A 13,291-nucleotide genomic window follows, 5' to 3' on the forward strand; every position below is an offset into this window, starting at 1 on the left:
ACATGGCGCTGCCCTACGAAATCTTCATCGGATTGCGGTACCTGCGCGCGAAGCGACGCAACCGCACCATCTCCTTCAATACGATCGTCTCGATCGCCGGGATTACGCTCGGCGTCGCCGCCTTGATCGGCACGGTCGGGATCATGACCGGGTTCAAGGAGGATGTGCAGGCCAAGATTCTCGGCACCACTGCGCACATCCTGGTGAACGACCGCATGAAGGAATCGATGGTCGACTACGAGGAACAGGTGAAGAAGGTGGCAGCCGTCCCGGACGTCGTCGCCGCCACCCCGTTCATTTTCCGCCAGGTCCTGCTCACTTCTCCGTCCGGCGTCCAGGGCATTATTCTTCGCGGGATCGACCCTGCACGCGAAGGCACGGTCACCGAGTTGGCCCACAACCTCGTCAACAGCAACCTCGACGACCTCGCGCGTCAGAATAAAGTCGTCATTCCCGAAAAAGAACGGGAACCGAACGGTCCCGACACAGCCATGCGGCCGGGAATCATTCTGGGGAAAGAACTCTCAATGCGACTCGGCGCCTTCCCCGGCGACACCCTGAATGTGGTCTCCCCCGTCGGCCCGGTCACGGGCGCCAGCATGACGCCGAAAATCCGGCAATTCGTCGTCGTCGGCATCTTTCAGTCCGGCATGTACGAATACGATTCCTCCCTCGCCTACATCGAACTGGGAGAGGCGCAGAAGTTTTTCAACATGGGCGCCAGCGTGACGGGTATCGAAGTCAAAGTGACCGATGTGTTCCGCGCGGCGGACATTGCCCGCGCGATCGAGCACCATCTCGGATTCGCCTTCTGGGCCAGAGACTGGATGCAGATGAACCGCAATCTGTTTTCGGCGCTCAAACTGGAAAAGACGATGATGTTCCTCCTGCTGGTCTTGATCACCATCGTGGCCTCCTTCAATATCGTCAGTACCCTCACCATGATCGTGACGGAAAAGCAGCGCGAGATCGCGATCCTCAAAGCGATGGGCGCGACGCGTAAGGGCATCATGCGTATTTTCATGCTCAATGGTCTGATCATCGGCTGTTCCGGTGCCGCCATCGGCGTCCCGCTGGGGTATACATTTCTGTGGCTGATCCAGACTTTTTGGACCTTCGACCCGACCGTGTACTACATCTCCCGCATTCCGGTCCATGTGCTCGGTTCAGATGTGTTGCTGGTTGCCGGTTCGGCGATTCTGATCAGCTTCGTCGCCACGCTCTATCCGTCACTCCAGGCGGCCAAACTCGATCCGGCGGCGGCCTTGCGCTATGAATAAGAGAGTCGGGGCATTCCGGGCAGTACGATTGAACGTGAACCATTACAGATCGCAGCACCGACATGATTGACGTCGTCGATCTCTACAAATCGTTTCCGATGGGCGGGCGGGAACTCGTCGTGTTGAATAACATCAACCTGCACATCAAACGCGGGGAATTGATCGCGATCATGGGCGCCTCCGGAGCCGGCAAGAGCACCCTGCTGCAAATCCTCGGAACCCTGGATCGCCCGACCAAAGGCACCGTGTCGTTCGACGGCCAGAATCTTTTTACGCTCACCGAGCAAGAGCAGGCGGAATTCCGCAACAAACGTGTCGGGTTCGTGTTTCAATTCCACCATCTGTTGCCGGAATTTTCCGCCCTCGAAAATGCCTGTCTCCCGGCGATGATTCAAAAACGCGATATGGCCGATGTCGTCGGCGAAGCGACGAAACTTCTCGGCGAGGTCGGTCTGGCCGATCGACTCCACCACAAACCGGGCGAACTCTCAGGCGGCGAGCAACAACGTGTCTCCGTCGCGCGCGCCTTGATGCAGCAGCCCGATCTGGTGCTGGCCGATGAACCGACAGGCAACCTTGACTCTCACACCGGCGACGCCCTCTTCACCTTGCTCCGTCAATTGAACCGCTCACGGGGAACTACGTTCGTCATCGTCACCCACAACGACAAGCTCTCATCGCAGGCCGATCGTATCGTCTCCATGCAGGACGGGATGATCGTGTCCTCATAGGCCGATACCATCAGCGATGGCCCGCGCCGGCTCACGCGGCACGGCTGAGTCGTCCGACCTTGATTGGGATTTCTTGACGGCGTCAGCATCTTTTCGTAGACTGACCCATCCTCGCACTGAAGTGGGAGTTCGACCTGGTTTATGAAGACATCGTTCGCACCGTACGTCCGGCTCACGACCCTATGTCTGGCCATCCTCCTGCCTCTTCAGGCGGCGGCAGTGGAATTTGTGTTTGTCGGATCGCGCCAAATGGGCATGGGCGGAGCCGGAGTGGCCACGACATCCGACTCCCTCGCCACCTATTGGAATCCGGCCGGCATGGCGATGAGCAAGAAATTCGATATCCGTTTTCAGGGCAGCGGTCAGGTCGTCGATCGAGGCGACGTGTTCGATTCCCTGAAAGACATCAACAACCTGAATTTGAACGATACGTCGGCCGGCAACATCGCCCGCCTCCAGCAACAGATCGATCGCATCAACCGTCCCGGCACCAACCTCACCGCAGCTGCCTCCGGCGGATTGTACGTCAAAGGCAACTTCGGCGAACATGCACTGGGGTTCAACGTCTCCGACGTCGCCACCGCAGGCGGCTTCCTGCGCGGCCCGGTCGGATTTACGAATAACGGCACCAATCTCAGCGTGAACGGGCAGTTCGCCATGAACGGGCTGGAAGTCCGCCAAGCCGCCCTCTCCTACGCCTACGCCTTCATGGACCGGATGTTTTCGATCGGCGTCACCGGTAAGGTGATCCAGGGCGCGGCCTATACGGGGTCTACCAACATCCGTGGCGCCAGCGACGACGTGAGAGTGTTCGAAGACATCGGGCGCGCGAAGATCTCGACCGCCATCGGGATCGACGTGGGAGCGATGTTCCGGCCTTCGTCCTGGTTACGGATGGGGATCGTGGCGAAGGACATTAACGCGCCGACCTTCGATGCGCCGAACGGAGACAAATTCAAATTGCTCCCGCAGGTCCGCACCGGCGTGGCCGTCAACCCCTATAACTCGTTGACCTTGTCTGCCGATGTGGATATTACGAAGAACAATACGCTCACCCCGGGCGTGTACAGTCAGGTCCTGAGCCTGGGCGCGGAGCAGACGATCCTGTCCGAACTCCTGTCTTTCAGGGTCGGCGCATTTAAGAATATGCAGGATGCCAAGACACCGTTCATTCCGACGGCAGGCTTCGGACTTCGCATCCTTGCCTTGCGCATCGATATTGCCGGCGGGTATGATTTCAGAGACCAGGCTGCCCTGGCATCCGGGTCCGTAGCCTTGACCTTCTAAGGTTACGTTCGCACTGAATCAATCTGCTACACTTGCTATATCAACCATGACACGACACACAGTACGCACTATCAGTGTTGTTTTCTGCCTCGTGATGACCGGCCTCCTGACCGGCTGCGGAGGCTTGCAAGAAATGTGGGAAGGGCCGGCCGCGCGCGGGTTCTACCCCAAGACCATGGCCATTCTCCCGATTTCCGGCACCTACGATAGCGCCCGGGAAGACGTCGAAGAAGTGGTGGCGAAAGTGCTGATCAAGAGCCGTCGCGTAGAGAAGGTCGTCCCCCCCGATCAGGTCACCGATACCTTCCAGACCACGAAAGATGCGTTCGATGCGCTCGTGACCTACTTCTCACGGATGGAAACGACAGGCCAATCGGACAAGAATTCCGCGATCAAGATCGGGCACGCGTTGGGTGCCGACTCTCTGCTGGTGGTCAAGGTGAATGCCTGGGAATATACGAGGGAAGAAGGCGATAACATCGCCCGCGTGGGCCTGAGCATGCGGCTGGTCGATGCCGTGAACGGCGCCATTGTCTGGAAAGCGCGCCACCAGGTGCAGGAAAGTTACCTCTTCATCCGTCCGGATATGCGGGATCTTGCCACGAAGCTGGCAACGGACATGATCAAGTACATGCCGCCGGAAAAACGGTAGCCTTAGCCGACCCGTTTCGGCCCGCCCTCCCCGACGGTTCCTCTGCGCAAATTGTCGATCGCCAATCCGAACTGATTCGAGAGACTCGCCAGTTCCAGCACATCCCAGTTGCTGAACGGCTTGCCGCTTCGTCTATTCACCACCTCCAACACACCCACGGCCTGCGTTCCCATGCGGACAGGCACAGAGACGAGGGACGCCACCGGCAAGGCGGCTTGCCATCCCTGACCGGCAACCAATCGGGCATCCTGCTCTCCTCGCGTGATCAATACCGCCTGACCTGTGCGATGCACGCCAGTCGCGATGGACGAGTGAAGGGCCGAGAGACCCGTTACGCGCTCGCCGGCGACCGTGCAGAGTGTCAATGCTCCATCACCGGCACTGAGGAACAACGCCCCGGCCTCCGCTTCCACCAAGCGAACCGCGGCATCCAACGCCCGGCGTAACTTCTCCTCTTCGGCCAGCGACGAATTCAAAAGATCGCTCACCTGCTCCATATGCTGAATCCGAAGAATCTTCGCCGCGTACTTGACGGTCAGTCGCGCATGGTCCAGCAGGACCGCCAGCCAGGGCTCGACTGCCGTCAACACAGTCAGCAACTTCCGCGAGGGCAACCGCTGGGACTTCCCGGTCTGAAACATCACGACGCCGTCCATCCGGCCGATCCGGTGCAATCGTAAACCATACAAGTCGCCGCTGCTCACCTGTGCATTCTGTTCCGCCCTGGCCAGGCCCTCCCGCCATTTCCCGGCCACAGAGGCATCGCTGCTCCCGGCCTCCGCCAGACAGGTCATCTCGCGGGTCTGCTCATCACGCACGTACACGGCGATCGCCTGAACCTTCGTCAGCTGCAGGAACGATTGGACAAATGCCGCCGAGACGCTGATGGGTGAACGGCCCTCCCCTTCGGAACCGGACAGGGTATCGAACAATCCCTGTTGCAGGGTGCGGATGATGCGCTCTTCACCCATTGCCGCAGGCACACGCGCCGTAGCTTTGCGGCGTGGAGCGACCGATGCGGTTTTCGATGTCGTCTTGCGGTTGGTTCGGCTGACCTTACGACGAGCTACGGCCATGGCGTCTCCTCATGTGAAGCGTCAAACGTTGCACGGCAGGGAACATCTCCGCTGCCACGAATTCCTTGGATCAGGACAATACGCAACCAGGAGCCGCCGTCCCGGTCGGAACGACCGGGCGGACAGGACTCCACAGGAATCATGTACGAAGATGTTGGCTGAAAAGTTGAACAGAATACGGAGGGGGGAGAAGAGCTGCCGGCTAGCCCGGCTGCATCGCCTCCTTGAGGGATCGCACGAACGCACCCACTTCCTGAACGAGTCGGCCATCCTGCCCATGCTCTCCAACACGACGCACAATTGCGCTGCCCACGATCACGCCATCGGCGACCTGAGCAACCCGCGCGGCATCCTCCGGAGTCGCCACGCCGAATCCCACAGCCACCGGGGTCTTGGTGTGCTTTCTGATCTTGGCGACGTTCTCGCGTACGCCCGCCACGTCCTGTAGTTTAGCCCCAGTAATGCCCGTGATGGAAACATAATAGACAAATCCGCCGGACTCCTTCGCCACATAGGCCCGCCTCGACGCAGTGCTGGTCGGAGCCAACAGAAAGATCAGATGGAGTCCGGCCTCACCAGCCGGACCACGCAACGGCCCCGCCTCATCCGGCGGCATATCCGGCACGATCAATCCATCTACACCCGCATCCGCAGCGATCCGGCAGAATTCCGCCTCACCGAACGCGTGGATGTTGTTGTAATAGGCCATCAATACGATAGGGATCTGGGTCGAGGTCCGAAGATGCCGCACCGATTCCAGAATCCTTCGAAGCGACGTACCGCTTTGGAGACCACGCTCGGCTGCTTTCTGAATCACCGGTCCATCGGCGATGGGATCGGAAAAGGGCACCCCCAATTCGATGACGTCGGCGCCGGCCCGCTCCAATTCGAGCACCAACTGCTCCGTCTCCTGCAACGACGGGTCCCCCGCCATGATGTAGGTGATCAGCGCCTTCTCCCCCTTCGCCTTCAACTGCCCCAATGTGTGATCCAAACGATTCATATGGATATACCTATGCCTCTCGCTCGTCCTTCCAATCAATTGCAGGAGGTTCAAAACGGTCATCCAGCGCGGCCGCAGCAAGCGCGGAGGTGAGGCGTACTCCTGCAGTACGTCGAACCTGTGCGCGCCGCGAGAACAAAGCTGGAGGCCGTTCTCAACCTCCTGCTACAGCGTCACGCCTTTGATTCTCGCCACCTGCTGCACATCCTTGTCGCCGCGCCCGGAAAGGTTCACGATCAGGATCTGGCTCTTCTTCATTGTGGGCGCGCACTTCACCACTTCGGCGATGGCATGGGCGCTTTCCAGCGCGGGCATGATGCCCTCCTCCCGCGCGAGCAGATCGAACGCCTCCAACGCCTCGTCATCCGTGACCGACGTATACTGGGCACGATTCGTTTCCTTGTAGTAGCTGTGCTCCGGCCCCACGGCCGCATAGTCCAAGCCTGCCGAGACGGAATGGGTGAGATTCACCTGACCGTTCTCGTCCTGCAGCAGATAGGTCATGGTCCCTTGCAACACGCCGGGGCGACCGCCCGCAAACCGGGCCGCATGTTTGCCGCTCTCGACACCCAGCCCCCCAGCTTCCACTCCCACCATCCTGACCTTCTTATCCGGAACGAAAGCGTGGAACAGCCCCATCGCATTACTGCCGCCGCCGACACAGGCGATCAGACAATCGGGCAGACGCCCTTCCGCGGCCAGAATCTGTTTGCGGGCTTCACGGCCGATGACGGACTGAAAATCCCGGATCATCATGGGATAGGGATGCGCGCCGAGGACGGAACCCAGCACATAGTGGGTCGTCCGCACGTTGGTCGTCCAATCCCGCATCGCTTCACTGATGGCGTCCTTCAACGTCCGGCTGCCGGCATCCACGCCTGTGACCGTCGAACCCAGGAGCCGCATCCGGAACACATTCAGCGCCTGCCGCTGCATGTCTTCCGTGCCCATGTAGATTTCACATTCCAGGCCGAACATGGCAGCCACGGTGGCCGTCGCCACGCCGTGCTGACCCGCGCCGGTCTCTGCAATGAGGCGCGGTTTCTTCATGCGCCGGGCGAGCAGCGCCTGCCCGATCGCATTGTTGATCTTATGGGCGCCGGTATGGCACAGGTCTTCGCGCTTGAGGTAAATCTTCGCGCCGCCCAATCGTTTCGTAAGGCGCTGGGCAAAATACAGCGGCGTCGGCCGCCCGACATATTCTTTCAAATAGTGCTTGAGTTCGGCTTGAAACCCCTTATCCCGTCGTGTGCGTTGGTACACCTCTTCCAACTCCAGCAAGGCCGGCATGAGAGTTTCAGGGACATACCGTCCGCCGTAAGGGCCGAACCGCCCATGTCGATCTGGTATCGCCATGTGAATTCCTTCAGCTAGTCGTGAAAAATGAAAGTATAGACGCTGACCTAGCGGGAGACAAGCCTGACGGCTTGCACAAAAGCCCGGACCTTGTCATGGTCTTTCCTGCCTGGCGAGGCCTCGACTCCGCTGCTGACATCGACGCCGTAGGGCCGCACCTGTTCGATGGCTTGCGCGACATTCCCCGGAGTCAGTCCTCCGGCCAGCAGAATACGCGCCACCGTGGCCGCTTCAGCAGCCAGCGCCCAATCGGCCACCTGTCCCGTACCGCCATAGGCGTCGGGAGAAAAGGCATCCACCAGAAATCCCCGCACGCCGGCGCGCCCTTGAAACTCGGCAAGCGCCAGAAATGAACATCGATCCCGGAGACGAATCGCCTTCAGCACCGGCCGCCCCAGCATCTCGCAATAGGCCGCCGTCTCATCGCCATGAAGCTGCGCAAGGGCAAGACCGCAACTGTCCATGATGTCCCGCACCACCTTCGCATCCTCATTCACAAACACGCCGATCGGCAACACAAACGGCGGCAGTTCCTTCACGATGGCCTTGACCGCCGCCGGTTCCGCGCACCGAGGGCTCTTTTTATGAAACACGAACCCGACCGCATCCGCGCCGGCTTCCACCGCCACGGCCGCGTCCTCGGCATTCGTTAGACCGCAGATCTTAACCTTTACAGCCATGGCGTCAGCAGCTCTGCTTGCTCTTCTGCATGCCGTAGAACCCGCGATAGGACCACTGGCAGGCCTGCCCCTTGGCGTTGAAGGTCAGGCCGATCAAGTCCTGCCGCCCGTCCTGCTGGGGAACAGACCACTCGCACACTTCGCCGCCGTCCTTGAACGAATGGCACTTCGTGGGGATGCCCATGTCCTTGATGCGGTCGTCTTTGCTGCTGCCCATCCAGGCATCCCACTTCGGGGAATATTCATGGATCTCCTGATTCATACAACCGGCCAAGGTCAGCAACGCCGCCATCACACCGAGAGAAAGTCGCGTCTTCATGGCTTCTCCTTGTTGGATTCATCGCCCAGCAACTCACGAATCTTCACGCCGATATCCTGAGCCCGGATCAGCGACTCGCCGATCAGCATGGCATGGACACCGGCCTCCACCAATCGCGTGACATCCTCCCGCTTGTGAATCCCGCTTTCACTCACGATCAGCTTATCGCCGGGAATGCGCTTCGCCAGTCGCAGGGTCACGCCCAGATCCGTCGAGAAGGTTTTGAGGTCACGATTGTTGATACCGATCAGACGGACATCCGGGAGCCATTCCAACACGGTATCGAGTTCACGCTCATGATGCGTCTCCACCAGCACATCGAGCGACAACTCTTTCGCCAATGCGGAAAAGTCGATCAATTGGCGCTTCTCCAACCCGGCCACGATCAACAGGACCGCGTCCGCGCCATAAGCCCTGGCTTCATAGAACTGAATATCCGCCACCATGAACTCTTTGTTCAGCGCAGGCAGGCCGACTTTCCGCTTCACATCGGAGAGATACTCCAGGCTGCCCTGAAAAAATTCCTTATCCGTCAATACGGAGACAGCCGCGGCCCCATGCTCCCGATAGGCTTCGGCGATGGCCACCGGCTCGAAGCGCTGCTCGAACTCCGGCCGCAACAGACCGAGACTCGGAGAGGCCTTCTTGACCTCCGCGATGAGCGCGGGCCTGGTCCGAGTCCGGCGCGCGTCCAGGTTCACGGCAAACCCCAGTGTCGGGCCGGCATCGCGAATTCTGGTTTTCAGATCCGCGAGATAGCCACGGCTGTTCTTGTGGCGAATTTCCGCTTTTTTATGTTCGAGAATCCGATCGAGAATCACGATGTCACGACGCCTTCTTCGTAAATGCGATGAGCTGATCCAGTTTCTCCATCGCCGCACCCGAGTCGATCGTCTGCTGGGCGAGTTGAAACCCTTCCTGCAGCGTCTTCGCCTTGCGTCCGGCCACGAGCGCCGGTGCGGCATTCAGACACACAATGTCGCGCTTCGGTCCTTTCCGTCCCCGGAAAATATCGCGCGTGATGGCGGCATTGTCTTCCGCACTCCCACCGACCAGTTCTTTCGGCCTGACACGTGTGAGGCCGAATTCGGTCGGATCGATGGTATAACTCGACACCACGCCGGCTTTGCCCTCTGAAATCCGGGTCCGGTCCGTGACGGTGATCTCATCCAATCCGTCCATGCCGTGCACGACAAAACAATGTTGCGCGCCTAGGTGGAGCAGCACCTTCGCCAACAACTCCGTCAAGCCGGCATCGAATACCCCGACGACCTGTATGCGGGCACCGGCCGGATTGGTCAGGGGGCCGAGAATATTCAGCAGCGTCCGAATCCCCAGTTCCTGCCGCGGCTGGGCACAGTGTTTCATCGCACTATGATAGAGCGGCGCGAAGAGAAAGCCGATCCCTACCTCGTTCACACAGTCGGCGACCCGCTCAGGCGGGAGATCGATCGCCACACCCAGCGCGGCCAACACATCGGCACTGCCTGACTTGGACGAGACCGACCGGTTGCCATGCTTCGCCACCGTCAGCCCGGCGCCCGCCGCCACGAACGCCGCAGTAGTCGAAATATTGAAGGTATGCGCCCGATCACCGCCGGTCCCACAGGTATCTACGACCTGAGAATCCCGCACCCGGATTTTGGTCGCGCGAGCTCGCATGGCCTGTACGGAGCCGGCGATCTCGGCCACGGTCTCCCCCTTCATCCGAAGCCCCATGAGATATCCGGCGATCTGGGCGGAGGTCGCCGCGCCGTCCATGATCTCGCCCATCACGGTCTCAGCCTCTTGTTCGGTGAGGTCCGACCGTTCGGCCAATGTATTGATTGCGTCTTTGATCATGAGGGGCGCGATCAGCGATCCGCGGTCGGTAATCAGTCGGAAGGCCTCATAGAGAGCACTGATTGCCGGTGGCCGACAGCCGTGGATTAGAGTTTCAAGAAATTCCTGAGCAGCTCCTTGCCGGCGGTGGTGAGAATCGACTCCGGATGGAATTGCACCCCTTCGATGCCCAACATCTTGTGGCGCATCCCCATGATCTCGCCTTCGGCGGTCTCGGCGCTGATCTCGAAACAGTCCGGGAGATTCTTGCGATTCACGATGAGAGAGTGATAGCGGGTGGCCTCGAACGGATTCGGCAGATTGCGGAAAATGGTGCGACCGTCGTGGCGAACCATGGACGTCTTGCCGTGCATGAGACGCTCGGCGCGGATCACTTCGCCGCCGAACGCAACTGCCAGCGATTGGTGACCGAGACAGACGCCCAGCAGCGGTAATTTGCCGCCGAAATGCCGAATCGCTTCCACCGAGATTCCCGCCTCGTTCGGCGTGCAGGGGCCGGGCGAAATGACGAGCCGGCGCGGCTTCAACGCCTCGATCTCCTGGATGGAAATCTTGTCGTTTCTGTAGACGACCACATCTTCCCCCAACTCGCCGAAATATTGCACGAGGTTGTAGGTGAAGGAATCGTAATTATCGATCATCAACAACATATGGACCACTCGTCGCTCGTCGTTCGTGAATCGTATCTCGTGGGGTCGCCGTTCCTGCGTTTCACGTCTGACCTTTCACGTTTCACGCGCTCATTCCAAACCCTGCTCGGCGAGTTCGATGGCTTTCATCATTGCCCGCGCCTTGTTGCAGGTTTCTTCGTATTCATGTTCAGGAATCGAATCGGCGACGATACCGGCTCCCGCTTGAATATAGGCCTGCCGCCCCTTGATCACGACGGTCCGGATGTTGATGCACATGTCCATGTTGCCGGAAAATCCGAAATAGCCCACCGCGCCCGCATAGGGACCACGGCGTGTCGGCTCCAACTCTTCGATGATTTCCATCGCGCGAATCTTCGGCGCACCCGACACGGTCCCCGCCGGGAAACAGGCTCGCATGACGTCGTACACGGATTTCCCCTTCTCCAGCTGTCCCGTCACCTGCGACACGATATGCATGACGTGCGAATACCGCTCGACCTGCATCAGCGACTCCACCTTCACCGAGCCTCTGGCAGCCACCCGTCCCACGTCGTTGCGTCCAAGGTCCACCAGCATCACATGTTCCGCTCGCTCTTTTTCATCTGCCAACAGCTGTCGCGCCAGGTCCTGATCTTCTTCCGGCGTCTGCCCGCGGCGACGCGTCCCGGCAATGGGACGCAACGAAATCTGGCCATCCTCACACCGCACCAGGGTCTCCGGCGAGGACCCCACCAACTCCACTCCGGCCACCCGCAGGTAATACATGTAGGGCGAGGGATTGATGACACGGAGGGCACGGTATAACTGGAACGGAGTCGTATGGATCTGTGTTTCCCATCGTTGAGACAGGACCGCCTGCACGATATCGCCCGAACGGATGTACTCCTTGGTCCGCGTGACCATCTTCTCGAAATCGGCCTTGTTCATGTTGGACGTAAAGGTGATCGGCTTCCGGCGGCGTCTCTGCCGCGGTTGCCGCACCGGCCGCTTCAACCGCGCGATCATCTTTTCGATCCGCGCGGTCGCATGGCGATAGGCGTCACGGATGTCCCGTTCCTTGGTCGATTCCAGGTAGGCGTTCGCGACCACTTTGATTTTCTGCGAGACGTTGTCGAAGATCAGCAGCGTGTCGGTGAGCAGAAAGGCGAAGTCCGGCATCCCGAGGCTGTCTTTACGCAGCGCCGGCAGGTCCTCGAACGTGCGCACCATATCGTAACTGAAGTAGCCGACCGCGCCGCCCACGAACCGGGGCAGGCCGGGCACCGTCACCGGACGATATTCTTCCATCAATTCGCGCAATCGCTCCAGCGGATTGCCGCGACTCTGAATCCGCAGGTTCTTCTTCCCTCGGATCAACACCAGATCGCCCTTCTCCTCCCGGATCACCGCCGAGGAGCCGCTTCCCAAAAACGAATACCGCGCCCAATTTTCACCGCCGGCCACACTCTCCAGCAGATAGGCCGTCGGCCCATGGTCGATTTTGGCAAACGCCGACACCGGCGTCTCATAGTCCGCCAGAATCTCCCGATAGAGCGGAATCAGATTGCCTTCCGCCGCCAGGGCTCGAAACTCATCCAAGGTGAGAGAGTATTGCTGTCTGCTCATACAATACGACGATCGCTACACTAGGGCCGGCTGACAATCAACTTCTGCCCGACCACAACCGTGTTATTGTCCAAATTGTTCCACTTCCGCAATTGATCCACACCAACGTGGTACTTCTGCCCGATGCGATACAGGGTTTCACCGGATCGCACCGTGTGAGTGTTGCCGGTTGCCGATGCCGAAGCTGCACCGAGGGCATCCACTGCCGCCTGCTCGTGACCGAATGTATCCTTGGCCGCGTCCTTCGCCGACTCCAGGCTCAACTCCGACGACACATCCGTCTTCAACGCCTCATCAACGGCGGCCGTAAAGTCTTTCTTCGCCGCCGCTGCCGCCTTTTTCGTTTTGGATGGAATCGTCGTCAGGCGCTTCATATCTTCATGCGCCCGCTTCTCAAGCAAACTGGCTTCCTTCATCGCCTGAGCCTCTTCCTGAATCTGTGCCGCCTGCTGACGCACCGCTTCCACCTGAGCGCCGAGTTCCCGATTGCGCGCCTCATACTCACTCAGTTCGCGTTTGCTCCGTTTGACTTCGCTGTCCAATTCGGCGCTTCGCTTTTCTTCCTGCGCCAGGAGCCGCTGGAAGTTCAGGCTGCGCGCTTTCTCGGCCTCGTACTTCTCCGACATCACGCATCCGCCCAGATTCAGGCCGCTCAATACGAGCAACCCGATCGGAACTACTACCGCGCGTCTCATCCGTGAGTTTCGCTGACTCATCATGTCGCTCCTTCGTTGCTGTCTTCTCCAGGGGGCTTCCGAATGCCATCAAAACAACCCGCTCGTGGCGCATCCGCTTCCGATTCGTAGCCTTCGAAAGTGGGTAGAATAC

14 protein-coding genes are annotated in these 13,291 nt (G+C 59.6%); 4 read left to right on the forward strand and 10 right to left on the reverse strand.

Annotated elements, in window-relative coordinates; genetic code table 11:
- Positions 1 to 2: 2 nt before the first annotated feature.
- From NSND_RS01095 to NSND_RS01110, 4 genes are all read left to right on the forward strand, one after another.
- Positions 3 to 1,280: an FtsX-like permease family protein gene (locus tag NSND_RS01095; protein WP_143833339.1), complete on the forward strand. Its 1,278-nt coding sequence runs from the start codon at positions 3 to 5 to the stop codon at positions 1,278 to 1,280.
- A 62-nt stretch (positions 1,281 to 1,342) separates the two neighbouring features.
- On the forward strand, positions 1,343 to 2,011 hold the full coding sequence (locus tag NSND_RS01100; RefSeq protein ID WP_080877210.1) for an ABC transporter ATP-binding protein: 669 nt from the start codon (positions 1,343 to 1,345) through the stop codon (positions 2,009 to 2,011).
- Between the two features lie 141 nt (positions 2,012 to 2,152).
- Positions 2,153 to 3,298 carry a conjugal transfer protein TraF gene (gene traF / locus NSND_RS01105; protein ID WP_080877211.1) on the forward strand — a complete coding sequence of 382 codons (1,146 nt, stop codon included), beginning with the start codon at positions 2,153 to 2,155 and terminating at the stop codon, positions 3,296 to 3,298.
- 46 nt (positions 3,299 to 3,344) lie between these two features.
- A complete protein-coding gene (locus NSND_RS01110; RefSeq protein WP_143833340.1) occupies positions 3,345 to 3,950 on the forward strand; it encodes a hypothetical protein in 606 nt (201 codons plus the stop codon).
- Positions 3,951 to 3,952: 2 nt separating this feature from the next.
- Here NSND_RS01110 and NSND_RS01115 read toward each other — a convergent pair whose 3' ends face one another.
- The 10 genes from NSND_RS01115 to NSND_RS01160 form a co-directional block, all read right to left on the reverse strand.
- Entirely contained in the window at positions 3,953 to 5,026 is a 1,074-nt protein-coding gene (locus NSND_RS01115) for a GAF domain-containing protein (RefSeq protein ID WP_080877213.1), read from the reverse strand.
- A gap of 202 nt (positions 5,027 to 5,228) precedes the next feature.
- Positions 5,229 to 6,029 (reverse strand): tryptophan synthase subunit alpha, encoded by an 801-nt coding sequence (trpA, locus tag NSND_RS01120; RefSeq protein ID WP_080877214.1) that lies wholly within the window; start codon positions 6,027 to 6,029, stop codon positions 5,229 to 5,231.
- A gap of 165 nt (positions 6,030 to 6,194) precedes the next feature.
- Positions 6,195 to 7,385, reverse strand: a complete 1,191-nt coding sequence (trpB, locus tag NSND_RS01125; RefSeq protein WP_080877215.1) for a tryptophan synthase subunit beta — start codon at positions 7,383 to 7,385, stop codon at positions 6,195 to 6,197.
- A gap of 47 nt (positions 7,386 to 7,432) precedes the next feature.
- Positions 7,433 to 8,065 carry a phosphoribosylanthranilate isomerase gene (locus NSND_RS01130; protein ID WP_080877216.1) on the reverse strand — a complete coding sequence of 211 codons (633 nt, stop codon included), beginning with the start codon at positions 8,063 to 8,065 and terminating at the stop codon, positions 7,433 to 7,435.
- 4 nt (positions 8,066 to 8,069) lie between these two features.
- The gene (locus NSND_RS01135) at positions 8,070 to 8,384 is read right to left on the reverse strand and encodes a hypothetical protein (RefSeq protein WP_080877217.1); all 315 of its coding nucleotides are present in this window, start codon (positions 8,382 to 8,384) and stop codon (positions 8,070 to 8,072) included.
- A complete protein-coding gene (gene trpC / locus NSND_RS01140) occupies positions 8,381 to 9,205 on the reverse strand; it encodes an indole-3-glycerol phosphate synthase TrpC (RefSeq protein WP_080877218.1) in 825 nt (274 codons plus the stop codon). Before trpC ends, NSND_RS01135 begins: the two co-directional genes overlap by 4 nt.
- A gap of 4 nt (positions 9,206 to 9,209) precedes the next feature.
- Positions 9,210 to 10,226 (reverse strand): anthranilate phosphoribosyltransferase, encoded by a 1,017-nt coding sequence (trpD, locus tag NSND_RS01145; protein ID WP_080877219.1) that lies wholly within the window; start codon positions 10,224 to 10,226, stop codon positions 9,210 to 9,212.
- Positions 10,227 to 10,312: 86 nt separating this feature from the next.
- Entirely contained in the window at positions 10,313 to 10,876 is a 564-nt protein-coding gene (gene pabA / locus NSND_RS01150) for an aminodeoxychorismate/anthranilate synthase component II (protein ID WP_080877220.1), read from the reverse strand.
- Positions 10,877 to 10,966: 90 nt separating this feature from the next.
- Positions 10,967 to 12,463 carry an anthranilate synthase component I gene (gene trpE, locus NSND_RS01155; protein WP_080877221.1) on the reverse strand — a complete coding sequence of 499 codons (1,497 nt, stop codon included), beginning with the start codon at positions 12,461 to 12,463 and terminating at the stop codon, positions 10,967 to 10,969.
- A gap of 20 nt (positions 12,464 to 12,483) precedes the next feature.
- The gene (locus tag NSND_RS01160) at positions 12,484 to 13,182 is read right to left on the reverse strand and encodes a LysM peptidoglycan-binding domain-containing protein (RefSeq protein WP_080877222.1); all 699 of its coding nucleotides are present in this window, start codon (positions 13,180 to 13,182) and stop codon (positions 12,484 to 12,486) included.
- Between the last annotated feature and the right edge of the window lie 109 nt (positions 13,183 to 13,291).

The sequence above is a fragment of the Nitrospira sp. ND1 genome (genome assembly GCF_900170025.1).
GTDB lineage: Bacteria > Nitrospirota > Nitrospiria > Nitrospirales > Nitrospiraceae > Nitrospira_A.

Coding starts and splice junctions, on each gene's coding strand:
- NSND_RS01095 (WP_143833339.1), top strand. CDS start 3: ATGGCGCTGCCCTACGAAATCTTCATCGGATTGCGGTACCTGCGCGCG.
- NSND_RS01100 (WP_080877210.1), top strand. CDS start 1,343: ATGATTGACGTCGTCGATCTCTACAAATCGTTTCCGATGGGCGGGCGG.
- traF (WP_080877211.1), top strand. CDS start 2,153: ATGAAGACATCGTTCGCACCGTACGTCCGGCTCACGACCCTATGTCTG.
- NSND_RS01110 (WP_143833340.1), top strand. CDS start 3,345: ATGACACGACACACAGTACGCACTATCAGTGTTGTTTTCTGCCTCGTG.
- NSND_RS01115 (WP_080877213.1), bottom strand. CDS start 5,026: ATGGCCGTAGCTCGTCGTAAGGTCAGCCGAACCAACCGCAAGACGACA.
- trpA (WP_080877214.1), bottom strand. CDS start 6,029: ATGAATCGTTTGGATCACACATTGGGGCAGTTGAAGGCGAAGGGGGAG.
- trpB (WP_080877215.1), bottom strand. CDS start 7,385: ATGGCGATACCAGATCGACATGGGCGGTTCGGCCCTTACGGCGGACGG.
- NSND_RS01130 (WP_080877216.1), bottom strand. CDS start 8,065: ATGGCTGTAAAGGTTAAGATCTGCGGTCTAACGAATGCCGAGGACGCG.
- NSND_RS01135 (WP_080877217.1), bottom strand. CDS start 8,384: ATGAAGACGCGACTTTCTCTCGGTGTGATGGCGGCGTTGCTGACCTTG.
- trpD (WP_080877219.1), bottom strand. CDS start 10,226: ATGATCAAAGACGCAATCAATACATTGGCCGAACGGTCGGACCTCACC.
- pabA (WP_080877220.1), bottom strand. CDS start 10,876: ATGTTGTTGATGATCGATAATTACGATTCCTTCACCTACAACCTCGTG.
- trpE (WP_080877221.1), bottom strand. CDS start 12,463: ATGAGCAGACAGCAATACTCTCTCACCTTGGATGAGTTTCGAGCCCTG.
- NSND_RS01160 (WP_080877222.1), bottom strand. CDS start 13,182: ATGATGAGTCAGCGAAACTCACGGATGAGACGCGCGGTAGTAGTTCCG.